This window comes from Streptomyces nanhaiensis (assembly GCF_046614825.1).
GTDB lineage: Bacteria > Actinomycetota > Actinomycetes > Streptomycetales > Streptomycetaceae > Streptomyces > Streptomyces radiopugnans.
Window position 1 is genome coordinate 13,539 of record NZ_JBKJFM010000047.1, and the last position, 23,033, is coordinate 36,571.

At 71.3% G+C, this 23,033-nt stretch carries 24 protein-coding genes; 6 read left to right on the top strand and 18 right to left on the bottom strand.

The window, feature by feature from the left end; all coding sequences use genetic code 11:
- Positions 1-7: 7 nt before the first annotated feature.
- The 18 genes from rpsH to ACLIYP_RS13380 form a co-directional block, all read right to left on the bottom strand.
- Positions 8-406, bottom strand: coding sequence for a 30S ribosomal protein S8 (gene rpsH, locus ACLIYP_RS13295; RefSeq protein ID WP_093660615.1), 399 nt, complete (start codon positions 404-406; stop codon positions 8-10).
- 217 nt (positions 407-623) lie between these two features.
- Positions 624-809, bottom strand: coding sequence for a type Z 30S ribosomal protein S14 (locus tag ACLIYP_RS13300; RefSeq protein WP_097230640.1), 186 nt, complete (start codon positions 807-809; stop codon positions 624-626).
- A gap of 3 nt (positions 810-812) precedes the next feature.
- Positions 813-1,376, bottom strand: coding sequence for a 50S ribosomal protein L5 (gene rplE / locus ACLIYP_RS13305; protein WP_206348893.1), 564 nt, complete (start codon positions 1,374-1,376; stop codon positions 813-815).
- A complete protein-coding gene (gene rplX / locus ACLIYP_RS13310) occupies positions 1,376-1,699 on the bottom strand; it encodes a 50S ribosomal protein L24 (RefSeq protein ID WP_093660609.1) in 324 nt (107 codons plus the stop codon). The genes rplE and rplX overlap by 1 nt, the downstream gene beginning before the upstream one ends.
- Before the next feature lie 3 nt (positions 1,700-1,702).
- Positions 1,703-2,071 carry a 50S ribosomal protein L14 gene (gene rplN, locus ACLIYP_RS13315; protein ID WP_055718836.1) on the bottom strand — a complete coding sequence of 123 codons (369 nt, stop codon included), beginning with the start codon at positions 2,069-2,071 and terminating at the stop codon, positions 1,703-1,705.
- 100 nt (positions 2,072-2,171) lie between these two features.
- Entirely contained in the window at positions 2,172-2,459 is a 288-nt protein-coding gene (gene rpsQ, locus ACLIYP_RS13320; RefSeq protein WP_093660607.1) for a 30S ribosomal protein S17, read from the bottom strand.
- Positions 2,459-2,683, bottom strand: a complete 225-nt coding sequence (gene rpmC, locus ACLIYP_RS13325) for a 50S ribosomal protein L29 (protein WP_031510591.1) — start codon at positions 2,681-2,683, stop codon at positions 2,459-2,461. The genes rpsQ and rpmC overlap by 1 nt, the downstream gene beginning before the upstream one ends.
- Positions 2,683-3,102, bottom strand: a complete 420-nt coding sequence (rplP, locus tag ACLIYP_RS13330; RefSeq protein WP_093660605.1) for a 50S ribosomal protein L16 — start codon at positions 3,100-3,102, stop codon at positions 2,683-2,685. Before rplP ends, rpmC begins: the two co-directional genes overlap by 1 nt.
- 5 nt (positions 3,103-3,107) lie before the next feature.
- Entirely contained in the window at positions 3,108-3,938 is an 831-nt protein-coding gene (gene rpsC / locus ACLIYP_RS13335; protein WP_093660603.1) for a 30S ribosomal protein S3, read from the bottom strand.
- A complete protein-coding gene (gene rplV, locus ACLIYP_RS13340) occupies positions 3,938-4,285 on the bottom strand; it encodes a 50S ribosomal protein L22 (RefSeq protein ID WP_028420772.1) in 348 nt (115 codons plus the stop codon). Before rplV ends, rpsC begins: the two co-directional genes overlap by 1 nt.
- Positions 4,286-4,331: 46 nt before the next feature.
- Positions 4,332-4,613 carry a 30S ribosomal protein S19 gene (rpsS, locus tag ACLIYP_RS13345; RefSeq protein ID WP_093660601.1) on the bottom strand — a complete coding sequence of 94 codons (282 nt, stop codon included), beginning with the start codon at positions 4,611-4,613 and terminating at the stop codon, positions 4,332-4,334.
- A 14-nt stretch (positions 4,614-4,627) separates the two neighbouring features.
- Complete coding sequence (gene rplB / locus ACLIYP_RS13350; RefSeq protein WP_412713336.1) at positions 4,628-5,464, bottom strand: 50S ribosomal protein L2; 837 nt, start codon at positions 5,462-5,464, stop codon at positions 4,628-4,630.
- 39 nt (positions 5,465-5,503) lie between these two features.
- A complete protein-coding gene (gene rplW, locus ACLIYP_RS13355; protein ID WP_093660597.1) occupies positions 5,504-5,827 on the bottom strand; it encodes a 50S ribosomal protein L23 in 324 nt (107 codons plus the stop codon).
- On the bottom strand, positions 5,827-6,477 hold the full coding sequence (gene rplD / locus ACLIYP_RS13360; RefSeq protein ID WP_093660595.1) for a 50S ribosomal protein L4: 651 nt from the start codon (positions 6,475-6,477) through the stop codon (positions 5,827-5,829). The genes rplW and rplD overlap by 1 nt, the downstream gene beginning before the upstream one ends.
- Before the next feature lie 8 nt (positions 6,478-6,485).
- Positions 6,486-7,133: a 50S ribosomal protein L3 gene (rplC, locus tag ACLIYP_RS13365; protein WP_412713337.1), complete on the bottom strand. Its 648-nt coding sequence runs from the start codon at positions 7,131-7,133 to the stop codon at positions 6,486-6,488.
- A gap of 14 nt (positions 7,134-7,147) precedes the next feature.
- Positions 7,148-7,456 (bottom strand): 30S ribosomal protein S10, encoded by a 309-nt coding sequence (gene rpsJ, locus ACLIYP_RS13370; protein ID WP_004571821.1) that lies wholly within the window; start codon positions 7,454-7,456, stop codon positions 7,148-7,150.
- Positions 7,457-7,922: 466 nt separating this feature from the next.
- The gene (locus ACLIYP_RS13375) at positions 7,923-10,988 is read right to left on the bottom strand and encodes a type 2 lanthipeptide synthetase LanM family protein (RefSeq protein ID WP_412713338.1); all 3,066 of its coding nucleotides are present in this window, start codon (positions 10,986-10,988) and stop codon (positions 7,923-7,925) included.
- Positions 10,946-11,149 carry a DUF6229 family protein gene (locus tag ACLIYP_RS13380; RefSeq protein ID WP_412713339.1) on the bottom strand — a complete coding sequence of 68 codons (204 nt, stop codon included), beginning with the start codon at positions 11,147-11,149 and terminating at the stop codon, positions 10,946-10,948. Before ACLIYP_RS13380 ends, ACLIYP_RS13375 begins: the two co-directional genes overlap by 43 nt.
- Before the next feature lie 787 nt (positions 11,150-11,936).
- Between ACLIYP_RS13380 and ACLIYP_RS13385 the strand changes: the two genes are divergently transcribed.
- From ACLIYP_RS13385 to ACLIYP_RS13410, 6 genes are all read left to right on the top strand, one after another.
- Complete coding sequence (locus ACLIYP_RS13385; protein ID WP_412713340.1) at positions 11,937-13,409, top strand: YwqJ-related putative deaminase; 1,473 nt, start codon at positions 11,937-11,939, stop codon at positions 13,407-13,409.
- Positions 13,410-13,433: 24 nt separating this feature from the next.
- Positions 13,434-13,907 carry an SUKH-3 domain-containing protein gene (locus tag ACLIYP_RS13390; protein ID WP_412713341.1) on the top strand — a complete coding sequence of 158 codons (474 nt, stop codon included), beginning with the start codon at positions 13,434-13,436 and terminating at the stop codon, positions 13,905-13,907.
- The gene (locus ACLIYP_RS13395) at positions 13,900-14,289 is read left to right on the top strand and encodes a YwqJ-related putative deaminase (RefSeq protein WP_412713342.1); all 390 of its coding nucleotides are present in this window, start codon (positions 13,900-13,902) and stop codon (positions 14,287-14,289) included. The genes ACLIYP_RS13390 and ACLIYP_RS13395 overlap by 8 nt, the downstream gene beginning before the upstream one ends.
- The gene (locus tag ACLIYP_RS13400; RefSeq protein WP_412713343.1) at positions 14,286-15,263 is read left to right on the top strand and encodes an SUKH-3 domain-containing protein; all 978 of its coding nucleotides are present in this window, start codon (positions 14,286-14,288) and stop codon (positions 15,261-15,263) included. The genes ACLIYP_RS13395 and ACLIYP_RS13400 overlap by 4 nt, the downstream gene beginning before the upstream one ends.
- A gap of 341 nt (positions 15,264-15,604) precedes the next feature.
- Positions 15,605-18,940: a DISARM system SNF2-like helicase DrmD gene (gene drmD / locus ACLIYP_RS13405; RefSeq protein WP_412713344.1), complete on the top strand. Its 3,336-nt coding sequence runs from the start codon at positions 15,605-15,607 to the stop codon at positions 18,938-18,940.
- On the top strand, positions 18,940-23,033 hold a 4,094-nt coding region (locus ACLIYP_RS13410; RefSeq protein WP_412713345.1), incomplete at its 3' end, for an Eco57I restriction-modification methylase domain-containing protein. The genes drmD and ACLIYP_RS13410, both read left to right, overlap by 1 nt.

The window sequence follows — 23,033 nt, forward strand, 5'->3', positions numbered from 1 at the left end:
CCTTCCGTTACCAGACGTAGGCGAGGACTTCCCCACCCACGCCCTTCTTCTGAGCCTGCTTGTCGGTGAGGAGCCCGTGGGAGGTGGAGATGATCGCCACTCCCAGGCCGCCGAGCACCTTCGGCAGGTTGGTGGACTTTGCGTAGACCCGCAGACCCGGCTTGCTGATCCGCTTGATGCCGGCGATCGAACGCTCGCGGTTCGGACCGAACTTGAGCTCCAGGACGAGGTTCTTGCCCACCGGGGCGTCCTCGACCTTCCATCCGGTGATGTAACCCTCCTGCTGGAGGATCTCCGCGATGTGCGACTTGATCTTGCTGTGCGGCATCACGACGGTGTCGTGGTAAGCCGAGTTCGCGTTTCGCAGACGCGTCAGCATGTCTGCGATCGGATCGGTCATGGTCATGTGATGGCCTTCGGCCTCTCTCGCCGGGGTTTCCTGTCTGCTCCGTCCCTCTCCCCGTACGCGGAACGCGACGGGACGGGTGCGGTGCGGGGACCTACGGCGTAGTAAGACGGTCATGGGCGGCGAGCGCCCAACCCACAAGCCTAGGGCACGCGGGGAGGGCGTTCGCCGGCCAGGATGCTCTTACCGAGAGTTCCTGCGGTCCGCTTGCGCGGACCTACCAGGAGCTCTTGGTGACGCCCGGCAGCTCGCCGCGGTGGGCCATCTCACGAAGGCACACGCGGCACAGGCCGAACTTGCGGTAGACGGAGTGGGGTCGGCCGCAGCGCTGGCAGCGCGTGTAGCCACGCACCGAGAACTTCGGCTTGCGGGCGGCCTTGGCAATCAGAGCCTTCTTCGCCACGGCTCACGCCTCCTTGAAGGGGAATCCGAGGTGACGCAGCAGGGCGCGACCCTCCTCGTCGGTGTTCGCCGTGGTGACCACGGTGATGTCCATGCCTCGGACCCGGTCGATCTTGTCCTGGTCGATCTCGTGGAACATGACCTGCTCCGTGAGACCGAAGGTGTAGTTGCCCCTGCCGTCGAACTGCTTCGGCGACAGACCGCGGAAGTCGCGGATGCGCGGCAGCGCGAGCGACAGCAGGCGGTCCAGGAACTCCCACATCCGGTCGCCCCGCAGGGTGACGTGGGCACCGATCGGCTGGCCCTCGCGCAGCTTGAACTGCGCGATGGACTTCCGGGCCTTGGTCACGGCCGGCTTCTGGCCGGTGATCGTGGCGAGGTCGCGGATGGCGCCCTCGATCAGCTTGGAGTCGCGGGCTGCCTCGCCCACACCCATGTTGACCACGATCTTGGTGAGACCGGGGATCTGCATGACGTTCTCGTACTTGAACTCGTCACGCAGCTTGCCCGCGATCTCCTCGCGGTAGCGCGTCTTCAGACGCGGCTGCACGTTCGTGGCGGTAGTCATCAGATGTCCTCACCGGTCCGCTTGGCAACGCGGATCTTGTTGCCGTTCTCGTCGAAGCGGTAACCGACGCGGGTGACGACCTTCTTGCCGTCCTTCTCCACGACGAGCTGAACGTTGCTCACGTGGATCGGGGCCTCGGTCGTCACGATGCCGCCGGTCTTCGAACCGCGAGCGGTCTGGCCGGCCTTGGTGTGCTTCTTGACCCGGTTGACACCCTCGACCAGGACACGGTCCTCGCGGGGGTAGGCCTCGATGACCTTGCCCTGCTTGCCCCTGTCCTTGCCGGTGATGACCTGGACCAGGTCGCCCTTCTTGATCTTCATCGGTTACAGCACCTCCGGCGCGAGGGAGATGATCTTCATGAACTTCTTCTCGCGCAGCTCACGGCCCACCGGGCCGAAGATACGGGTGCCGCGGGGGTCGCCGTCGTTCTTGAGGATGACGGCGGCGTTCTCGTCGAAGCGGATGTACGAGCCGTCGGGGCGGCGGCGCTCCTTGACGGTGCGCACGACGACGGCCTTGACGACGTCGCCCTTCTTCACGTTGCCACCGGGGATCGCGTCCTTGACGGTGGCGACGATGACGTCACCGATGCCCGCGTAGCGGCGGCCGGAGCCACCGAGAACACGGATGCAAAGGATCTCCTTCGCGCCCGTGTTGTCGGCGACACGCAGCCGCGACTCCTGCTGGATCACGTCTATCTCCTGATCGTCTGCCGGTTCCCGGCGGGTGCGCGCTCACCGCGCGCACCTCGCCGAGCCTGGCGGAACTCGTCCCGAGAAGGGATCTCGGGAATTACTTGGCCTTCTCGAGGATCTCGACGACGCGCCAGCGCTTCGTCGCGGACAGCGGCCGGGTCTCCATCAGGAGAACGCGGTCGCCGACACCCGCGGCGTTCTGCTCGTCGTGCGCCTTGAGCTTGTTCGTACGGCGGATGACCTTGCCGTACAGGGCGTGCTTGACGCGGTCCTCGACGGCGACGACAACGGTCTTGTCCATCTTGTCGCTGACGACCAGACCCTCGCGGGTCTTGCGGAAGCCGCGGTTCTGCTCTGCAGTCTCAGTCACATTCGTCTCGCTCATCAGGCGCTCTCCACCGTCTCGATGCCGAGCTCGCGCTCACGCATCAGGGTGTAGATCCGGGCGATGTCCTTGCGGACGGCCTTCAGCCGGCCGTTGTTCTCCAGCTGTCCGGTCGCCGCCTGGAAACGGAGCTTGAACAGCTCCTCCTTGGCCTCGCGCAGCTTGACGACGAGCTCCTCGTCGCTGAGCTCGCGCAGCTCGCTCGCCTTGGTACCGGCCGCCATCACGACTCACCTGCCTCGCGCCGCACGATCCGGCACTTCATCGGAAGCTTGTGAGCAGCGCGGGTGAGCGCCTCACGAGCAATCTTCTCGTTCGGGTAGGACAGCTCGAACATCACCCGACCGGGCTTGACGTTCGCGACCCACCACTCCGGCGAACCCTTACCGGAACCCATGCGGGTCTCGGCGGGCTTCTTGGTCAGCGGACGGTCCGGGTAGATGTTGATCCACACCTTGCCGCCACGCTTGATGTGACGGGTCATGGAGATACGAGCTGCCTCGATCTGCCGGTTCGTCACGTAGGCAGCGGTCACGGCCTGGATGCCGTACTCGCCGAAAGCAACCTCGGTGCCGCCCTTGGCCATGCCCTTGCGCTTCGGGTGGTGCTGCTTGCGGTGCTTGACCCTGCGGGGGATCAGCATGACGGTCAGGCCTCCTTCCCGGCAGAGCCGGTGCTCTCGGCGGCCGGAGCGGCAGCGGTGCCCTCGGCGGCCTTGGGCGCCTCGGTCCGCTCCTGCTGCGGCTTGCGGCCGCGGCCGCCGCGCTCGCCACCGCGGCGCGGGCGGTCGTTGCCACCGCGCGACGGGCGGTTGCCGGCGCGGGCGGCGGCGTTCTCGGCGCGGACCTCGGCGATGTTCTTGACGTCGCCCTTGTAGATCCAGACCTTCACACCGATCCGGCCGAAGGTCGTCTTGGCCTCGAAGAAGCCGTAGTCGACGTTGGCGCGCAGGGTGTGCAGGGGGACCCGGCCCTCGCGGTAGAACTCGGAGCGGGACATCTCGGCGCCGCCGAGGCGGCCACCGCACTGGATCTTGATGCCCTTGGCGCCGGCCTTCATCGTGCTCTGCATCGACTTGCGCATCGCACGGCGGAAGGAGACGCGGGAGGACAGCTGCTCGGCGACGGCCTGGGCCACCAGCTGAGCGTCCGTCTCCGGGTTCTTCACCTCGAGGATGTTGAACTGGATCTGCTTGCCGGTCAGCTTCTCCAGCCGACCGCGGATGCGCTCCGCCTCGGCGCCGCGGCGGCCGATCACGATGCCCGGGCGGGCGGTGTGAACGTCGACGCGGACGCGGTCACGGGTGCGCTCGATCTCCACCTTGGAGATGCCGGCCCGCTCCATGCCCTGCGTGAGCAGGCGGCGGATCTCGACGTCTTCCTTGATGTAGTCCTTGTACAGCTTGTCGGCGTACCAGCGGGACTTGAAGTCCGTGGTGATGCCGAGCCGGAACCCGTGCGGGTTGACCTTCTGCCCCATTACCGGGTTCCTTCCTTGCTGCTGACGACCACCGTGATGTGGCTGGTCCGCTTACGGATCCGGTAGGCGCGGCCCTGGGCGCGCGGCCGGAACCGCTTCAGGGTCGGGCCCTCGTCGACGTAGGCCTCGGAGATGTAGAGGCTGTCGACGTCCGTGTGGTCGTAGTTGTGCGCGGCGTTGGCGATGGCGCTGTCGAGCACCTTGCCGACGGGCACGCTCGCGGCCTGCGGGGCGAAACGCAGGACCGCCTGAGCCTCCGTGGCGTCCATGCCACGGATGAGGTCCACCACGCGGCGGGCCTTCATGGGCGTGACGCGGATGTACCGCGCCTGGGCCCTGGCTTCCATGGTTGTCCCTTCGGTGTCAGTCATAGGTCTTCGCTACTTCCGCAGATCAGCGACGACGCGACTTGCGGTCGTCCTTCTCGTGGCCGCGGAAGGTGCGGGTCGGCGCGAACTCGCCGAGCTTGTGGCCGACCATCGACTCGGTGACGAACACCGGGACGTGCTTGCGGCCGTCGTGCACCGCGATCGTGTGGCCCAGCATGGCCGGGACGATCATCGAGCGGCGGGACCAGGTCTTGATGACGTTCTTGGTGCCTGCGTCGTTCTGTGCGTCCACCTTCTTGATCAGGTGGTCGTCGACGAAAGGCCCCTTCTTGAGACTGCGCGGCATCGAAAACCCGCCTCCTAGCGCTTCTTGTTCGTCTTGCGGCGGCGGACGATGTACTTGTTGCTGGCCTTCTTCGGCGAGCGAGTACGTCCTTCCTTCTTGCCCCACGGCGAGACCGGGTGACGACCACCGGAGGTCTTGCCCTCACCACCACCGTGCGGGTGGTCGACCGGGTTCATGACCACACCGCGGACGGTCGGGCGGACGCCCTTCCAGCGCATACGGCCGGCCTTGCCCCAGTTGATGTTCGACTGCTCGGCGTTGCCGACCTCGCCGACGGTGGCGCGGCAGCGGACGTCGACCAGGCGGATCTCACCGGACGGCATGCGCAGGTGGGCCATGCGGCCCTCCTTCGCCAGCAGCTGCACGGAGGCACCCGCGGAACGGGCGAACTTCGCGCCGCCGCCGGGCCGCAGCTCGATGGCGTGGATGGTGGTACCGACCGGGATGTTGCGCAGCGCGAGGTTGTTGCCCGGCTTGATGTCGGCGCCGGGGCCGTTCTCGACGCGGTCGCCCTGCTTCAGGCCGGCCGGCGCGATGATGTAGCGCTTCTCGCCGTCGACGTAGTGCAGCAGCGCGATGCGCGCGGTGCGGTTGGGGTCGTACTCGATGTGCGCGACCTTGGCCGGCACGCCGTCCTTGTCGTGACGACGGAAGTCGATCACGCGGTAGGCGCGCTTGTGGCCGCCGCCCTGGTGGCGGACGGTCACACGACCGGCGTTGTTACGGCCGCCCTTGCTGTGCAGGGGGCGGACCAGCGACTTCTCCGGCGTGGACCGCGTGATCTCGACGAAGTCGGCGACGCTGGAGCCACGACGGCCCGGGGTCGTCGGCTTGTACTTGCGGATACCCATTTCTCAGTCCTCGTCCGATATCGGACGGTGCGACCTCCGTTAGGAGACCGGACCGCCGAAGATGTCGATACGGTCGCCCTCGGCGAGGGTCACGATGGCGCGCTTGGTGTTGGCGCGCTTGCCGTAACCGGTGCGGGTGCGCTTGCGCTTGCCCTGGCGGTTGATCGTGTTGACCCCGGTGACCTTGACCGAGAAGACCGCCTCGACGGCCTGCTTGATCTGGGTCTTGTTGGCACGCGGGTCGACGACGAACGTGTACTTGTTCTCGTCCAGCAGCGCGTAGCTCTTCTCGGAGACCACCGGCTTCACGAGGATGTCGCGGGGGTCGGAGAAGGTCTTGCTGGTGACGGTGGTCTCGGCCATCAGGCCTCGCTCCCTTCGTGCTGGGCGGCCTTGCGGCCGGCCACGAAGCTGTCGAGGGCGGCCTTGGTGAAGACCACGTCGTCGGAGACGAGCACGTCGTAGGTGTTCAGCTGGCCCGGCTCCAGGATGTGGACCTGGGGCAGGTTGCGGGCGGACAGCCACGCGGCCTCGTCGCTCCGCTCGGCGACCAGCAGCACGTTCTTGCGCTCGCTGATCTTGCCGAACAGGGTCTTGGCGGCCTTGGTGGAGATCTCGCCCTCGACCACGCCGGTGACGACGTGGACGCGGCCGTGGCGCGCCCGGTCGGAGAGGGCACCGCGCAGGGCGGCGGCCTTCATCTTCTTCGGGGTCCGCTGCGAGTAGTCGCGCGGCACGGGGCCGTGCACGACGCCACCGCCGGCGAACTGCGGGGCGCGGGTCGAACCCTGGCGGGCGCGGCCGGTGCCCTTCTGGCGGTACGGCTTCTTGCCGCCGCCGCGGACCTCGCCGCGGGTCTTGGTCTTGTGCGTGCCCTGGCGGGCAGCGGCCAGCTGTGCGACGACGACCTGGTGGATCAGCGGAACGCTGACCTGCGCGTCGAAGATCTCCGCGGGGAGCTCGACGGTCCCGGCCTTGTCGCCTGCCGGCGAAAGGATGTCAATGGTGCTCATCGGTTACCTCAGGCCCCCTTGGCCGCGGTACGGACCAGGACGAGGCCGCCGTTCGGACCAGGAACCGCGCCCTTGATGAGCAGCAGGCCCTTCTCCGCGTCAACGGCGTGGACGGTCAGGTTCTGGGTGGTGACCCGCTCGTTGCCCATGCGGCCGGCCATGCGCAGGCCCTTGAACACGCGGCCCGGGGTGGCGCAGCCGCCGATGGAGCCGGGGGAGCGGTGCTTGCGCTGCGTGCCGTGGCCGGCACCGAGGCCGCCGAAGCCGTGGCGCTTCATGACACCGGCGGTGCCCTTGCCCTTGCTCTTGCCGGTGACGTCGACCTTCACGCCCGACTCGAACACCTCGGCGGTGATCTCCTGGCCGAGCGTGTACTCGCCGGCGTCGGCGGTACGCAGCTCCACCAGGTGGCGGCGCGGGGTGACGTCGGCCTTGGCGAAGTGGCCCTTGAGGGGCTTGTTCACCTTGCGCGGGTCGATCTCGCCGAAGGCGATCTGGACGGCCTCGTAGCCGTCCTGGTCTGCGGTGCGCACCTGGGTGACGATGCAGGGGCCGGCCTTGACGACGGTGACCGGGACGACACGGTTGTTCTCGTCCCAGACCTGGGTCATGCCGAGCTTCTCGCCCAGGACACCCTTGATCTGCTTGGTGGTCATCTCTACCGGGCCTCTCAGAGCTTGATCTCGATGTCGACGCCGGCCGGCAGGTCCAGGCGCATCAGCGAGTCAACGGTCTTGGGCGTCGGGTCGAGGATGTCGATCAGGCGCTTGTGGGTGCGCATCTCGAAGTGCTCGCGCGAGTCCTTGTACTTGTGCGGCGACTTGATGACGCAGTACACGTTCTTCTCTGTGGGCAGCGGCACCGGGCCCGCGACCGACGCACCAGTACGGGTCACCGTCTCGACGATCTTCTTCGCCGAGGTGTCGATGACCTCGTGGTCGTAGGCCTTGAGCCGGATGCGGATCTTCTGTCCCGCCATGGCTACTTCGTAGTCCTGTCTCTCGTCACGCTCTGGGACCCGGCGGGACCACGCTCTCCTCCGACCCACGCGGTCGGGCGTGTCGCATTCCCGCCACCATGGAAATCCTGGAATTTCCCTGCTCGGGGATGCGGTGCGCGAGACCGCGGAACCGGGGGAGGAAACCCACCGGGCGCCTGGTCGGTACCCCGCCCACGCTTCCCGGAAGATTCCCGTACTTCCGCCCCTGACGAGGGGCGACGAATACATTGGGACTCGCTTCCGGTCCTCCCGGCGGGAGGCGCGCAGCATCGGCACTCAACCGAGCAACCCGGACAGTCTGCCACACGGGGCATCGCCGATGCCAATCGGACCCATGACGGTACCCCGCCGGGGCACCGGCGAATCCTGCGCACCCGCCGGCGGAGAACCGGTGCCGGGCCCTGCGGTCTCCGCTCCCCCGTCCGGCCGCCCCGGATGCCGCTCCCTAGAGCGGGCTCCGGCCCCCGGGGGCGGTGAGGAGCAGCGGGGTGCGGGGGCGTCCGGGGCCGGTGCCCTCCGGGGTGAGGCGGAGCAGCAGGTGCAGAACCCCGCTGAGGCCGGGCATCAGCCCCGGGGAGAAGGACTCCCGGGCCAGTCCGCCGACCGGGCCGCGGTGTTCGAGGTCGGTGAGCAGCCCGGCCAGCAGGTCCCGGGCGTCGGGGACGCGGACCGGGGGCGGGACGGGCGCGGCGCCGGGGCCGGGGTCGGGCGCGGGCAGGGCGCGCAGGTGGGTGAGCAGCTCGATGAGTCCCAGATCGCCGTGGCACAGTGTGTGGCTCCAGCCGAAGCCGTCGGCCAGGCCGGCCGCCGCCGCGCGGTGGGCGTTGACCAGGTGGGCGCGGTCCCCGGTGCGGTGGTAGAGGTCGACGGCGGCCAGGCCGATGCCGGCGCTGCCGTGGCACCAGGCGGTGGCGTGGTCCTGCTGGCTGCCGATGCGGGCGTCGTGCCAGTTGCCGGCCGCCGGGTCCCACAGCGACTCCTCGTAGGACAAGGCGGCCCCGGCCAGTTCGCGCCAGCGGCGGCGGTCGGCGTCGGTGCCGGCCTCGCCGAGGGCCAGTCGGTGCAGCGCCCAGCCCATGCCGGTGGCGCCGTGGGCGAAACCGCCGATGCCTTCGGCGAAGAGCGCGGTGGACCAGCGGGCTCCGCGGTCGTCGCGGACGGCGGTGCGTTCCAGACGGAGGGCCGCGCGGGCGGCGGTGGCCAGCCACCGCTCCTCGCCGGTGAGGTGCGCGAGGTTCAGCAGCGGGACGATCACCCCGGCGGCACCGCCGAGGACGTCGAGGTCGGTGTCCTCGTCGAGCAGCTCGGGGGTGAGCGCGGCGGCACGGAGCCGGGCACGGGCCAGGTGGGCCTCGTCGCCGAGCAGCCCGTACAGCTCGGTCCACGTCCACACCTGGGAGGCGATGCCGGTGTAGCCGCCGATGAAGGCGGTGGCCGTGGTGTCCTCGGTGGCGGCGAGCACGCGCAGTGCGCCCTCCAGGACGCCTTCGAGTCCGGGTACGGGGTCGGCCCGGCCGCACCGCGCCTCCCGCAGGTATCCGGCCAGGGCGACCGCGACGCCTCCCTGCCCGGTGTACAGCTCGGCCGACAGCGGGCGGATGGCCCAGCCGACTCCGGTGAGCACCGGGCTCACCCAGGTGACGGTGGAGTCCTCACCGGTGACGGCCTCCTCGCACAGGGTCCGCACGATCGCCGCCGCCATGGCGCGCCGCCGCCGCTCCAGTCCGTCGTGCCGGGGGGCGGGCAGGTCCGCCCGCACGCGGGGCGGCAGGGTGCGTTCGTTGAGGTAGGCGCCCACCAGGGCCCCCTGGATGACGGACTCCTCCATCCGGAGGTCCGCGCTGCGCCAGTCCGCCACGGCGTGCCGGATCGTCGCATCGTCCACCACGGCGGTGAAAACCGGGATGTCGCCGGTGAGCAGGTCCTCGATCTCCGATTCGATGGTCTCGGGGGAGTCCGGCGCGCCGGGCAGTGCCCGGGCGTTGCCGAGCAGTACCTCGCGGGCCCGCTGCCGGGCCTCATCCGGACGGTGCAGGGAGGCCGGGTGCCACAGCATCCGGCCGATGTCGACATACGCCTGGGTGCCGCGGCGCAGGTTCCGGACCCGGCAGCCGGTGAACGGCCGCAGCAGCTCGGGCAGTCCGCCGCCCTCTGAGTCCATCCGGTGCAGATGGGCGGTCAGTTCGCGGAATCCGTCCAGCACACGGTCCCAGTGCCGGAACAGGGCCGGCTCGGCGGCGGGCAGGTTCGCCGAGGGCGGCGGTGCGATGAGTTCGGTGTCCATCCGGGCGCCGTCGGTGCCGCCGCCGGTGATGACGGGCACCGGTATCAGGGGTTGCTGTCCGGGGATCGCCCCGGCCGCCGAGAGGTCGGTGCCGCCCATGGCGTAACCACCCATCCGGGTCGGCAGGATGCCGGTGCGCAGCACGGTGCGCCGGATGACGGCGGCGGCGGCGTCCACCGCGGCCCCGCGCCCGCTGTCCTCGGCGGGCGGGACATCCCGGGTGAACAGGCATTCGGCGTCCACCACGACGGGCTCGGGGCCGTGGGCGATGAGGTTCTCGGCGTGCAGGTCGGTGCCGCCGGTCAGGCGCATCAGGACCAGCCAGTGGCCCAGGGTGCGGTAGTACTGCGCGAGTTCGGCCTCGTCGGCGCAGTAGCGGTGCGGAACGTGGGCGGTCCAGCCGTAGCCGTCGCGCAGAAGCGCACGCGGGGTGCGCGGACGGGGGCCGCCGGGCGCGCCGGGGTGCGACCAGAGGCGGACGAGCAGGTGCTCCAGCGCGGCGTCGGTGTCCAGGGGGCGCGGCTTGTACATCACGCTGCCGCCCTCGAAGGCGAGGTGGGCGACGGTACGCCCGCCCCGGTGGGGGTCGCCCGCACCGAGGCGGAGGGCCGTGAGCCGCCCGGCGGGGCGGCCGAGGAGTGCGGGGAGCCGGTCGCGGTCGCCGGCCAGGCGCCGGGCGAGTTCGGCGACGGCATCCGCCAGGGGGGCGGTGGCGCGTGCCACGCGCTCGCCGAGGCCGGGGTACCGGGTCTCCAGGCGCTCACGGAACTCGGGGGTCCGGGCCCGGTCCTGGAAGGCCGCCCAGCGTTCGCGGCCGTCCGTGCCGGGGAGGGCGCCCGCGAGGCTGTGAGCCCGCAGTTCCAGCAGCAGGAGCCGGTTGAGCTTGCGTTGCAGGGAGGCGAGCTGGGCGGTGCGCGCGGTGGTCGCGATCAGGGTCCGCTCCGCCTCGCTCAGGCCGGGCACGGCCGCCAGGCGGCGGCGCAGTTCGGCGGGGAAACCGGCGGTCCAGGCGGCCACCGGCGCCTCGAAGTGGCCGGTCTCGGCCGGGGTGTCCTGCCTGCCGGTGACGTCTGTCATGGCCTGCTCGCTCCTGTCGGTGTCCGCGGCCGCGCCGCGGCGGGAGAGGTCCTCCGGTGGTGCCCCGGACGGCGGCCCGGCGTCGTCCGGGGCGATGGTGGCGCCGGTCAGCAGCAGAAGGTGGTCAGCGAGCCGGTGCAGCTGCTGCACGCGGTGAACAGGGCGTCGGTGGCGTCCACCAGCGCGGCCTCGGTGGCGGCGCCGCCCACGTACAGCGGGCCGGCCGGGTTGAGTTCGCCGTGGGAGCTCTCCGCGCCGTCGAGCCAGGCGGCGACGATCTCGTCAGCCCGTGTCAAAGTTGCCTGAGACATGACAAACCTCCGGAATGGCGGGAAGTGTGAAGGTCAAGGCTCAGGCATTCACACTCCGGCCACAAGGACACCGGACGGAATCCGGACTCTCCTCACTGGCGACAACAGGAACTTGCGTCCGGGAAGTCGTCGGCCCCCCGGCGGCTCCCGCCGGCTCCCGGCCAGACGGCCCGGACAGACCGGCGGCGCGGTGACGTGAGACGTCGCGCGCCCCGGCGCGTGTTCCCCTCCGCCAGGCGACCCGGAGAGCCGCCCGTGCGGACCCCGGCGCACGCCGGAACCGGCCATGATCCGCCGGCCGACAGGGCCCGATTGCGCGGTCCGGCCCCCGTCGGGCCCGCCCCGGTGGCCACATGGGCCCCGGCCGTACCGCTGTCGGTCGCCCCGGCCGTCATGTGCGGCCGGAGCGTTCCCGTACCGGGCCCTCCCGGAGGTTTCCCCAAGGCTCCGTGTCACCCCGCTGCGGCATGATGACCGTAAGACCACAGCGCGGACCGGCCTATTTGCGGGGGAAGTTGGGCCGTGGGGTATGCGCTGCCCGAGGGCGCCGACGCGATGCTCGACATCATCGGCGCGGGCCGGCCCAACGTCGACGAGGACGACTACCGCGACATGGCCAAAGAGCTGCGGGACTTCGCCGACGACGTCGACGAGGACGCCCAGGCCGCGCACAAGGGCATGGAGCGGCTGATCTCCTCCGGGCAGAGCGAGGCGCTGAGCGCGCTGAACGGCTACTGGGGCAAGGTCAACGGCAAGCACCTGAAGGGATCTGGGCGATGCCGCCCGGGTGCTGGCCGACGCGCTGGACGAGGCGGCCGGTCTGATCGCGGGCCGCAAGGCGGTGGCGGTCGGCGAGCTGATCGCGCTGGCCGCCTCCATCGGCATCGGACTGGCCGCCGCCCCGTTCACCGCCGGGCTGTCCACCCTGCTGAGCGCGGGCGCGATCCAGGCGTGCCGCGTCGCGGTCAAGCGGGCGCTGAAGGAGGCCGCGGACCTGGCGGTGGAGGAGATCGTCACCGCGATGTCCGAGCCGGCGGTGGCCGCGCTGGAGAACATGGCCGCCGAGCTGGTGGTGCAACTGGCCGCCAACGGGCTGGGCACCCAGGACGGCGTCGACATGGACAAGGTCGGCGACGCGGGCAGGGAGGGGCTCCAGCAGGGGTGGAACCTGGCCTCCGCCGACGGCGGCGGCCCGGGGCCCGGCCTGCCGAGGCTGGGCGGGCTGATCGGCACCCTGGACATCGACGAGGGCGAGCACGACCGGGCCGCGACCAGGCTCAACACCGCCGCCGGCTCCCTCAACGGCCGCACCTCCGGGAAGCTGGGCAAGGCGCGCGGGCACCAGGGCCGCACCCGCGGCCGGGACGAGATCGCCAACCTCGTCAACGAGGTCGCCGACCGGGGCATGGACGCCCTGGAGAAGGCCACCAAACAGCTCGGCGACCACCTCGGCGGGGCCCTGCCCAAGGGGGTGCGCGGCATCGCCGACTCCCACAAGGAGAACGACCGCCGCACCAAGGACTCCTTCGACAGGATCAAGACCGGCGACGGCACCGACGGTGGCAGGGGGAAGGGCCCGGGCGGGGGCGGGCCGGGCGGAGGCGGGCCGCCGGGCGGCGGAGGCGGGGACGACGGGCGGCCCGAGCGCCGCCCCATGAACCCGCAGCCCGACTGGCACGGGCGCAGCGCCGGAAAGATGCGGCACCACCGGGGCGACGCGCTGCATGTGGACCACCTGCCCCAGGAAGAGCGCGTACGGGTCCTGGAGGAGGAGTCGCTGACCCTGGCCAACGCGGCGCGCGACGAACCGGTGAGGGAGAAGGGCGACTACCCGGCAGGGAAGGACCGGCTGGTCTCGGGGTGCTCGGGTAGCCTCCTGCACGACGGTGTCGTCACCTCGCACACCAGCACCACGAAGAAACACGGCATGAAGCTCCCCGAAACCCACCCCGCCGTCACGGACGCGCTGAGACAGGCCGAGGCGGAGATTTCGGCGAAGGGGCTGGACAAGGGAATCGGCCACGGGAAATGCGCGGAAGTCTCCCTCATCTCCGACCGGCTCCACCAAATCGATCCTGACGGGACGAGGATCCGTACGGTGGAGGACGCCCGCGAAGCGCTGTCGGGAGCCCTGGTCCACAGCCGACAGATAGGAGACATCCAGACACGGGACGGCACGATATTCCACGGAGATTACAAACCGCCGTGCACATCGTGTGAACACATGCTCCCCGTCCTCGGAGTGAAGGCCCACAAGTGAGGAAGTGGAAAGGGTGGAAGATCGATGAATTCCTCTTCGGGGCGGCGGGACGCAGAGGCGTGGCTTCGCCGTTACGGGTGGAGCCCTGAGCGTGACATCGGGACCGAGGCGGACGAACTCATCCGAAAGGCCCAGGAGCAGGCGGTGGAGTGCGGGATCTCCTGGTCCCCCTCGGAGTACGCGCATACTTTCGTCAAAAACTACGGAGGCCTCAAGATCCTCCTCCATGAGAGCCCGGAGAACCACTTCTTCGCGGATCCCGGTTTCCCCTACAAGGGAGGCGCCGAGGAGATCGAGGAGCTTTCCCGTGAACTCGGAGAGAGAGTCTTTCCACTGGGCTACGACTCCTATGACGGCGCCGTCATGGTGGTGGATGAGAAAGGTCGCTTCTTCGTCGTGCACCACACGGGGAACTACTATCTGGCCGACGATTCGCTACAGGCCCTCTGGAATTTCAAAAAGGGCGACGTCCAGGACGCGGAGGACTTCCATGTCTGACGGCATTCCCGGCGTCGCCGCCTCCCTGCTCGTCCGGGGCACGGTCGTGAGCCAGACGAACCTGACCGGGGACGGGCGGCCCGAACTGCACCCGGCGGTACGAGAGTTCTTCGACTCGCTCCCCCCTGAGCGCCGGGAGCCGTTCATCGGCCACTGCGCCGAATCCGCGCTCGTCTCCGACCAGTTGTGGCGTCTGGACCAGGAGCGTGCGGACGGCCGTACGACCACCCTCGACGAGGCGCGCCCGCACTTCGAGGGATCGGCGATCATGTGCCGGAAGATCCGCGAGCAGGGCGACCCCGAGCACGGGCAGCCGACCCCGCCATGCCGTTCGTGCACGGCCCTCATGGAGAGGCTGTCCGTGCAGATCCTGAGCGCGTGAGGGCGGCCCCCGTGGATCTCATGGGCGCCGTGGAACCCGTGGAGGAGCGCCCGGCACTGCGGGCCGGTGGCTGGACTCCCGGCCGGGACGTGCAGGATCAGGCGATGACGGCGCTGCTGGAAGTGTTGAGCACGGTCTCCCCTGCTTCGGGCCCGCACCCGGCCCGATGGGAACTCTTCCCCTCGGCGGAGCGGGCGCTCCGGGAGTTCCACGGCCTGCGTGTACCGCCCGCCAGGGCGGGGAGGGACTGCGCGGCCACCGGGGCCGTCGTCGATCCGGCTCTGGCCCGGCACGCCCACCGGACGTTCGGCGAACTGGCCGGGGCACTCGGCCTACGGCTCTTCCCCTTCGGCCGCACGGACGGCGACTCGCTGCTCGCCGTGGACGAGGCTGGCCGCCTGTTCGCCGTGGACCACGGCGGATGGTGGCTGCTGGGCGATTCTCCGGGTGCCGGGCTCGAAGCGCTGGCGCACGGGCATGCGCCGCACCGCCTGGAGAGCCGCCGGTGGCGGTGGCGGATTCCCCGCGGCGGGGACGGCCCGGTGGCCGAGGCGCTGCGAGCGGCCATGACCGCCGTCTACGTCCTGCACCGCCACGGCATTCGCAGCGCCAGGACGCTGGGCGTCCGCGTCACGGCGCTGCGCGGCTTCGGGGCCGTGTCCTTCGATGAGCGGTTCGATCTGCACCCCACCTCGCTGGAGGAGAACGCCGGCCTCCTGGCGCGGGAGGTCTCCGGCTCCCTGGAGAATGCCGGGACCGCCCTGCGCGGGGCGGAACTCGCCGTCCTGGTGCTCCCGCCGCCGGGCACGGCGATGCCCCTGGCCTCGGTCGACTGCCGGATCGCCGTGGACGGCTCGGCGGACGCCGCGCCCCTCGCGCTCGATCTGGCCGCCGGCCCCGGGGCGTCCGTCGGCACCGCCGGAGCCGCGGTGTCGGCCGCCGCCCGCGCCTTCGGCGCCTGGGCCGCCCGCTAACTGTGTCCGCGGGCGGCCGGACAGCCGGGTGCGGGCTGAGAGCGGAACCGGCACCGGGCGGGGCACAGCGGGAACAGCCCGGGACCGGGTGTGGCGGAGTACGTGCGCCCCGGCACCGCACGCCGCCCGCGGGGCGGATGGCGTTTTCACCGCGGATTCCCTGCGGAGATCCCGTCAGGGCGCATCGGCGGGGTGGGGGTGGAGGAGTCCGGGAATGACCACTGCTCCCAGGTGCACATCATCTGATAGGCCGTAAGCTTCCCCAGTGCCACGGCGGGACGCGTCTCGCGCGGACGCCGCCGTGGTGCGAAAAGCTGTGCGATATGGGGGAGTTGGGACAGATGGCCGGTGCGACCGCGGGAACCGTCTCCGGGGGCCGGGCGGGCTCCGACAACCGTCCTCCCGTCCCCGCGCCCGGTCAGCTCGTCACCGTCCGCAACCGCCAGTGGGTCGTCTCCGGGGTGACGCGCTCCACCGTGGCCGGCGAGGACCCGGCCCGCCTGGCCGACGCCGTCGCGCCCCACCTCGTCGCGCTGGTCTCCGTCGAGGACGACGCCCGCGACGAGGAGTTACGGGTGGTGTGGGAGCTGGAGCAGCGCCCGGTCGTCCACGAGCGCGACGCCCTGCCCTCCCCCGCCGCCGGCTTCGACGCGCCCGGCCGTCTGGACGCCTTCCTGGACGCGGTCCGCTGGGGCGCCGTCGCCTCGGCCGACCGCACCGCCCTCCAGGCGCCGTTCCGCTCCGGCGTGGAGATCCAGGACTACCAGCTCGATCCGGTGGTGCGCGCCCTGTCCATGCCGCGCACCAACCTGCTGATCGCCGACGACGTCGGTCTGGGCAAGACCGTCGAGGCGGGCCTGGTGATGCAGGAGCTGATGCTGCGCCACCGCGCCCGCACCATGCTGATCGTCTGCCCCGCCGGGCTGACCCTCCAGTGGCGGGACGAGATGCGCGACAAGTTCGGCCTGGACTTCCGCATCGTCGACAGCCGCCTGCTGCGCGAGCTGCGCCGCTCCCGGGGTCTGTACGCCAATCCCTGGACGCACTACCCGCGCCTGATCGTCTCCGTGGACTGGCTCAAGCGCGAGCGCCCGCTGCGGATGCTGCGCGACGTGCTGCCGCCGGTGCCGGAGTACCCGCGCGCCTTCGACCTGCTGGTGGTGGACGAGGTGCACACCTGCGCGCCCTCCGGCACGGGCCGGTACGCCGTCGACTCGCAGCGCACCCGGGCCGTCCGCGCCCTGGCCCCGCACTGCGAGCACCGCCTGTTCCTCTCGGCCACTCCGCACAACGGCTATCTGGAGTCCTTCACCGCACTGCTGGAGCTGCTGGACGACCACCGCTTCGCCCGCGGCGTGCGCCCCTCGCAGGAGCAGCTGAAGCGGGTGATGGTGCGCCGCCTGAAGTCGGAGCTGCCGCCCGCCTGGAACGGAAAGCCCCGCTTCCCCGGGCGCGTCCCGCACGCCCTGGAGGTGGCCTACGGCGAGGACGCCCGGGGCGCCTACGCGAAGCTGTCCGAGTACGCCCGCTCCCGCCGTGAGGGCGGCGCCGGACGGGCCGAGCGCACGGCCGCCGACTTCGTGACGACGCTGCTGAAGAAGCGCTTCCTGTCCTCCCCGAAGGCGTTCGCCGAGACGATCGACGTCCACCTGAAGACGATGACCGGCACCGCCGACGGCCTGCCGTCGGCCTCCCGCGCCTCCGGCGACCGGGCCGAGAGGGTCCTGCGCCCGCTGATCGACCGGGTGGAGGAGACCGCCGAGAGCGACGAGGAGCACGCCGAGGCCGCCGAGCGAGCGCTGACGGCCGTGCGCGGCCTGACTCGCCCCCTCACCACCCGTGAGGAGGGCCTGCTGCGGGAGCTGTCCGCGTGGGCCCGCCAGGCGGCCCGCCGCCCGGACGCGAAGTTCGACGCGTTCCGCGCGTGGCTGGAGCCGATCGTCTGCCCCGGCGGCCCGAAGGGCGCGTGGGAGGAGGCGCGGGTCATCGTCTTCACCGAGTACCGCGACACCCAGCGCTGGCTGCTGGACCGGCTGGTCGCCGCCGGCCACCCGGCCGAGCGCATCGCCCAGCTCTACGGCGGCCAGGATCCCGCCGAGCGCGAGCACATCAAGACGGTCTTCCAGGAGCATCCGTCGCTGTCGCCCGTCCGCGTCCTGCTGGCCACCGACGCCGCCAGCGAGGGCATCAACCTCCAGGCCCACTGCCACCGCCTGCTGCACTGGGAGATCCCCTGGAACCCCAACCGCCTGGAGCAGCGCAACGGCCGCGTGGACCGCCACGGCCAGCGGGCGGAGCAGGTGGACGTCTTCCACTTCGTGCCCGCCGGCTGGCAGCGGGCCGCGCAGGGCTCGGGACCGGAGCGCGGCGCCCCGCTGCGCGGCACCCGCGGCTCGTCCCGCACCGCGCCGGAGGGCCAGGCCACGCTGATGGCGGTGCCGGAGGAGTCGGCGCACGACGACGGGACCCTGGAGGACGAGCTGCACTTCCTCGCCGTCGCCGCCCGCAAGACCGAGGCGATCCGCGAGGACCTGGGCAGCGCGGGCGAGGTCATCGCCGCCCGCGTGGAGCAGAAGATGCTGGGCCGCCGCGCCGACTGGTCGTCCGCCGACGCCGAGATCACCAAGCGCTCGGGCCGGGCCGTGCTGAAGGTGGAGCGGGACCTGGCGCGGGAGCTGGAGAAGCTGGTCGGCGAGCTGGCGGGCAGCCGCGACGCCCTGCACCTGACCCCCGCCACCGTCGAGCGCGTGGTGCGCACCGCGCTGCTGCTCGCCCACCGCAAGGACCTGGCCGAGGTCCCCGACCCGGCCGGGAGGGGCGCCCGCTGCTTCCGGCTGCCGGAGCTGCCCGGCGCCTGGGCCCACGCCCGCAACGACGGCCTGCGCCACCCGCTGACCGGCGCCGAGCGCCTCGCCGTCTTCGACGAGACCGAGGCCCGCGACCGCACCGACGTGGTGCTGCTGCACCTGGGCCACCGCCTGGTGCGGATGTGCCTGCGGCTGCTCCGCGCCGAGCTGTGGTCCGGCGGGAAGGAGGCGAGGCTGTCCCGGGTGACGGCCCGGGTCGTCCCCGGCGACCTGCTGCGCACCCCGGCCGTGGTCGCCCACGGCCGGGTGGTGATCTCCGGCAGCGGCGGCGCCCGCCTGCACGAGGAGGTCATCGCCGCGGGCGGCGCGATCGAGGCGGGCCGGCTGGAGACCGCCCGCGGCGAGCAGGTGGACGCCTGGCTGGCCGCCGCGACCGACGAGCCGCCCGCCGAGGGTGTGCTCACCGAACTCTCCGGGTTGTGGCCCGCGTTGGAGGACCGCCTCTCCCGCGCCCTGCGCAACCGCGCGAACACCCGCTTCCGCGCTCTGGAGACCGTCCTCGCCAGGCACTGCGAGCGGGAGGTGGAGGGCGTACGCGCGGTCCTGGCCGAGCTGGAGCGCTCCATCCGCGACCGCCTGGACGACCGTGGCCACTGGGAGCAGGGCTCCCTGTTCGAGGCCGACGAGGAGCGCCGCCAGCTGCGCGCCGACCGCGAGGCGCTTCAGGAGCGGCTGCGCGCCATCCCCGGCATCGCCGAGCGCGAGACGGCCGCGCTGCGCCTGCGCTGGGCCGATCCGGTGCCGCGCTGGTTCCCCGTCGCCGTCACCTTCCTCGTCCCGTCCGCCCTCGCACGTGGAGACCGCCGCTGATGCCGCCCGCACGACGCCGCATCCCCCGGGGGGCCCTGGCCCCCACCCCCGCGGAGCAGCACGAGGACTGGCTGAGGCTGCTCCGCCCCGACGGCCCGTTCGTCTCGCTGCCGGTGCTGACGGAGGTGTTCCCGCAGGGTCTGGACGACGTCCCGGCCGAGTCCCGCGCCCGGCTGCGCCAGGCCTGGGAGGAGGTCCAGGAGGATCCGGACCTGCTCCGCCCCGCCTGGGAGAAGCTGGTCACCGGCGAACTGCTGGGCTGGACGCCGGGTCTGCGCGAGGGCGCCGCGCTGCCCGAGTCGCTGCGTGCGGGCGAGTACACCCCCGACGCGGTGCTGATGGGCCCCGCCGCGCCCGGCGACGGCACCGGCGTGCGGCCGCGGGTGCTGCTGCTGCGCGCCGGCTGGAACGAGTCCCTGACCGCCGCCCGCGGCGAGGACCTCTCCCCCGCCGACCACGCCGCCGACACCGCCCGCCGCCACGGTGTCCCGCTGGCGGTGCTCACCAACGGCCGCGAGTGGGCGCTGGTGCACGCCCGCCCGAAGCAGGCCCGCGCGTTGGCCGTCTTCGACGCCGACCTGTGGCTGGAGGAACCGCTGCTGCTGCGGGCGTTCGCGAGCCTGCTGCACGCCCGCCGCGCCGCCCTCCCCGAGCGGGACCGCGACGGCGGCCTCACCTCCTCGCTCGCCGCGCTGTTCACCCGTACCGCCGAGCGGCAGTCCGAGGTCACCGACACCCTGGGCCGCCAGGTCCGCCAGGCCGTCTCCCTGCTGGTGGCCGAGCTGTCGCGGCTGGACCGCGAGTCCGGCGGCGGGCTGCTGGCCGGGGTGGGCGACCGGCGGGTGTACGAGGGCGCGCTGACGGTCATGATGCGCCTGGTCTTCCTCCTCTACGCCGAGGAGCAGCGCCTGCTGCCCGCCGGGGACGGGCTGTACGACACCTCCTACGCCGTCTCGCCGCTGCTGGACGCCCTGGAGGAGCAGCAGTCCCGCCACGGCGACGAGCTGGGCGACCGCCGCGCCGCCGTCTGGCCGCGCCTGCTGGCGGTCTTCGCCGCCGTCCACGGCGGCTGCGTCCACGACGCGCTGCGCATCCCGCCCTACGGCGGCTCGCTGTTCGACCCGGACCGCTTCCCCTGGCTGGCCGCCGCCAAGGTCACCGACCGGGTCGTCCACAAGATCCTGGACGCGCTGCTGACGCTGCGCCGCCGGGGCGGTGGCCGTGAGGCCCTGTCCTACAAGGGCCTGGACGTGGAGCAGATCGGCCATGTCTACGAGGGCCTGCTGGAGTACGGCTGCATCCGCGCCCACGAGCCCTACCTGGGCCTGGAGGGCAGGTACGAGGCGGTGCTGACGCTGTCCGCGCTGGAGGAGTGGGCGGCGGCGGGCGTGCTGGAGGAGAAGCTCCCCGAGGCGGCCGGCGCCACACCGCTGCGCATACGGCGCGCACTCGATGCCCGAACAACCGGGGCGGTCACCGCCGACCTCGACGCCGCCTGCGACAACGACGAGCGGTTGTCCTCCCGCGTCGCCCCCTTCGCCGGGCTCATACGCAGGGACCTGCGCGACCACCTCATGGTCTTCCCGGCCGGGTCGGTGGTGATGGTCCGCTCCAGCGACCGCCGCGACACCGGCACCCACTACACGCCCAAGGTCCTCGCCGAGGAGATAGTCGAGCACACCCTCGCCCCCCTGTGCTTCTCCCCCGGTCCGGCGGACGGCGGCACCGAACCGGGCGTGTGGCGGGCGAAGCGGGCCGACGAGCTGCTGGCGCTGCGGATACTGGACCCGGCCATGGGCAGCGGCGCGTTCCTCGTCTCCGCCTGCCGCTACCTGGCCGACCGCGTGGTGGACGCCTGGCTCCGCGACGGCCTGCCCGCCGAGATCGGCCGCGACGTGGCCGAGGGCGACCGCGAGGAGCTGCTGCGCATCGCCCGCCGCCTGGTCGCCGACCAGTGCCTGTACGGCGTGGACCGCGACCCCATGGCCGTGGAGCTGGCCAAGCTGTCGCTGTGGCTGATCACCCTCGCCAAGGACCGGCCCTTCTCCTTCCTCGACCACGCGCTGCGGTGCGGCGACTCGCTGGTCGGCACGGTCGATCTGGAGCAGATCAGGGCGTTCCACCTGGACTCCGGGGCACGGCAGCTCAGCGACGAGGTGTCGCGGGCGCTGGACGTGACGGAGACGCTGCTGTCGCGGGCCGCCGGGCTGCGCCGCGAGATCGAGGCCACCCCCGTCAGCGACATCCGCTCGGTGCGCGCGAAGGCGGAGAAGCTGGCCGAGGCGGAGGAGCTGTCGGAGCGGCTGCGGCTGGCGGCCGACGCCGTGGTGGGCGCGGCGCTCGCCGCCGAGGGCATCTCGGACGACGAGGCCGAGGACCTGACCGGCGAGACCAACGTCGGCGGCAAGCGGGGCGCCGCCGCGTTCCGCTCGGCCAAGCAGGACGCCAAGGCCGCGGCGTACGAGAACCGCCTGGCGGCGGTGGCCGAACTGGTCGTGGCGGCCATGGTGGACGGCCCCGGCTCTGCCTCGGCGGAACGCGCGCGGGAGATGGTGGACGGCTGGCTGCGCGGCCCCCGCAAGGAGCCGGTCAGGCCCCTGCACTGGCCCCTGGAGTTCCCCGAGATCATGGGCGTCGGCAGCTCGAAGGGCTTCGACGCGGTGATCGGCAACCCGCCGTTCATCGGCGGCCAGAAGCTCACCGGCGCCCTCGGCACGGACTACCGCGAATACCTGGTCAACCGCGTCGGCAACGGCGTGCGCGGCAGCGCCGACCTGTGCTCCTACTTCCTGCTGCGGAACCTCTCCCTGGCCCCGAAGCGCCGCACGGGCATCATCGCCACCAACACCATCGCCCAGGGCGACACCCGCGAGGTCGGCCTCGACCAGGCGACCGCGAACGGATGGACGGTCTACCGCGCGGTGAAGTCCCAGCCCTGGCCCGGCACGGCGGCCCTGGAGGTCTCCCTGCTGTGGCTGGGCGGACAGGTGGGCGAGGACGAGAAGCCGATTCTGGACGGCAACGAGGTGCGCGGCATCACCCCGAGTCTGGACCCGCAGTCCCGGGTGACCGGCAGGCCGTACCGCCTGGCGGCGAACGCCGGGCAGTCCTTCATCGGGTCGTACGTCCTGGGCAAGGGCTTCATCCTCACGCCGGAGCAGGCGCGGGAACTCATCGCCAAGGACCCGCGCAACAAGGACGTGCTGTTCCCCTACCTCAACGGCGAGGACCTCAACTCGCGACCGGATTGCTCGGCCAGCCGGTGGGTCATCAACTTCCACGACTGGTCACAGGAGAAGGCGGCCACATACGAGGACGTGTTCGCCATCGTGGAGCGGGACGTCAAGCCCGTGCGGGCCCAGAACAAGCGTGCTGCGCGACGTGAGCGCTGGTGGCAGTACGCGGAACGCGCACCACATCTCTATAAGGCGATCGCCAACCTTGACCATGCAATCGCGATGACACTGGTCAGCCGTACAGTCATGCCAGCACGAGTCGCGGCCAACCAAGTACTTGCACACAAACTCTGCGTGTTCACTACAGAAGACGCAGGCCAACTAGCCGTACTGTCCAGCGCTTTCCACTCATCATGGGCATGGAAGCGCTCCTCGACCATGAAGGCAGACCTCAATTACTCGCCTTCCGACGTGTACGAGACCTTTCCGCACCCCGCCCCGACAGACCGCCTCACCGCAGCCGGGGCCACGCTGGAGAGAACCCAGCGTGACGCCATGATCGCTCGGGGCATCGGACTGACCAAGCTCTACAACCTCGTTCACAATCAGGCCGAGCGAGCAGCAGATATCGACGCCCTCCGCGCGGCACATGTCGAGGTGGATGAGGCTGTTTCCGAGGCGTACGGCTGGACTGACCTCGACCTGCGTCACGACTTCCACGAAACGCGGCAGGGCGCCCGTTTCACCATTGATCCTTTAGTCCAGATCGAAATCCTGGATCGTCTACTTCTCCTCAACCACACCCGCTACAAGCAGGAGCAGGAAAACGGGCTGCATCTGCCGAAGCAGAGGAATGCGTCTCCGAAGCGGAGGAAGAAGGCAGATTCGGAGGAGGAAAAGTTCCAGGACGGGCTGTT

Excerpts from the sequence above, each read along its gene's own strand:
- rpsH (WP_093660615.1), bottom strand. The coding sequence starts at position 406 with ATGACCATGACCGATCCGATCGCAGACATGCTGACGCGTCTGCGAAAC.
- rplE (WP_206348893.1), bottom strand. The coding sequence starts at position 1,376 with ATGACTACCGCCACGAACGTGCAGCCGCGTCTGAAGACGCGCTACCGC.
- rplX (WP_093660609.1), bottom strand. The coding sequence starts at position 1,699 with ATGAAGATCAAGAAGGGCGACCTGGTCCAGGTCATCACCGGCAAGGAC.
- rpsQ (WP_093660607.1), bottom strand. The coding sequence starts at position 2,459 with ATGAGCGAGACGAATGTGACTGAGACTGCAGAGCAGAACCGCGGCTTC.
- rpmC (WP_031510591.1), bottom strand. The coding sequence starts at position 2,683 with ATGGCGGCCGGTACCAAGGCGAGCGAGCTGCGCGAGCTCAGCGACGAG.
- rplP (WP_093660605.1), bottom strand. The coding sequence starts at position 3,102 with ATGCTGATCCCCCGCAGGGTCAAGCACCGCAAGCAGCACCACCCGAAG.
- rpsC (WP_093660603.1), bottom strand. The coding sequence starts at position 3,938 with ATGGGGCAGAAGGTCAACCCGCACGGGTTCCGGCTCGGCATCACCACG.
- rplV (WP_028420772.1), bottom strand. The coding sequence starts at position 4,285 with ATGGAAGCCAGGGCCCAGGCGCGGTACATCCGCGTCACGCCCATGAAG.
- rpsS (WP_093660601.1), bottom strand. The coding sequence starts at position 4,613 with ATGCCGCGCAGTCTCAAGAAGGGGCCTTTCGTCGACGACCACCTGATC.
- rplB (WP_412713336.1), bottom strand. The coding sequence starts at position 5,464 with ATGGGTATCCGCAAGTACAAGCCGACGACCCCGGGCCGTCGTGGCTCC.
- rplW (WP_093660597.1), bottom strand. The coding sequence starts at position 5,827 with ATGGCCGAGACCACCGTCACCAGCAAGACCTTCTCCGACCCCCGCGAC.
- rplD (WP_093660595.1), bottom strand. The coding sequence starts at position 6,477 with ATGAGCACCATTGACATCCTTTCGCCGGCAGGCGACAAGGCCGGGACC.
- rplC (WP_412713337.1), bottom strand. The coding sequence starts at position 7,133 with ATGACCACCAAGCAGATCAAGGGTGTCCTGGGCGAGAAGCTCGGCATG.
- rpsJ (WP_004571821.1), bottom strand. The coding sequence starts at position 7,456 with ATGGCGGGACAGAAGATCCGCATCCGGCTCAAGGCCTACGACCACGAG.
- ACLIYP_RS13380 (WP_412713339.1), bottom strand. The coding sequence starts at position 11,149 with ATGTCTCAGGCAACTTTGACACGGGCTGACGAGATCGTCGCCGCCTGG.
- ACLIYP_RS13390 (WP_412713341.1), top strand. The coding sequence starts at position 13,434 with ATGAATTCCTCTTCGGGGCGGCGGGACGCAGAGGCGTGGCTTCGCCGT.
- ACLIYP_RS13395 (WP_412713342.1), top strand. The coding sequence starts at position 13,900 with ATGTCTGACGGCATTCCCGGCGTCGCCGCCTCCCTGCTCGTCCGGGGC.
- drmD (WP_412713344.1), top strand. The coding sequence starts at position 15,605 with ATGGCCGGTGCGACCGCGGGAACCGTCTCCGGGGGCCGGGCGGGCTCC.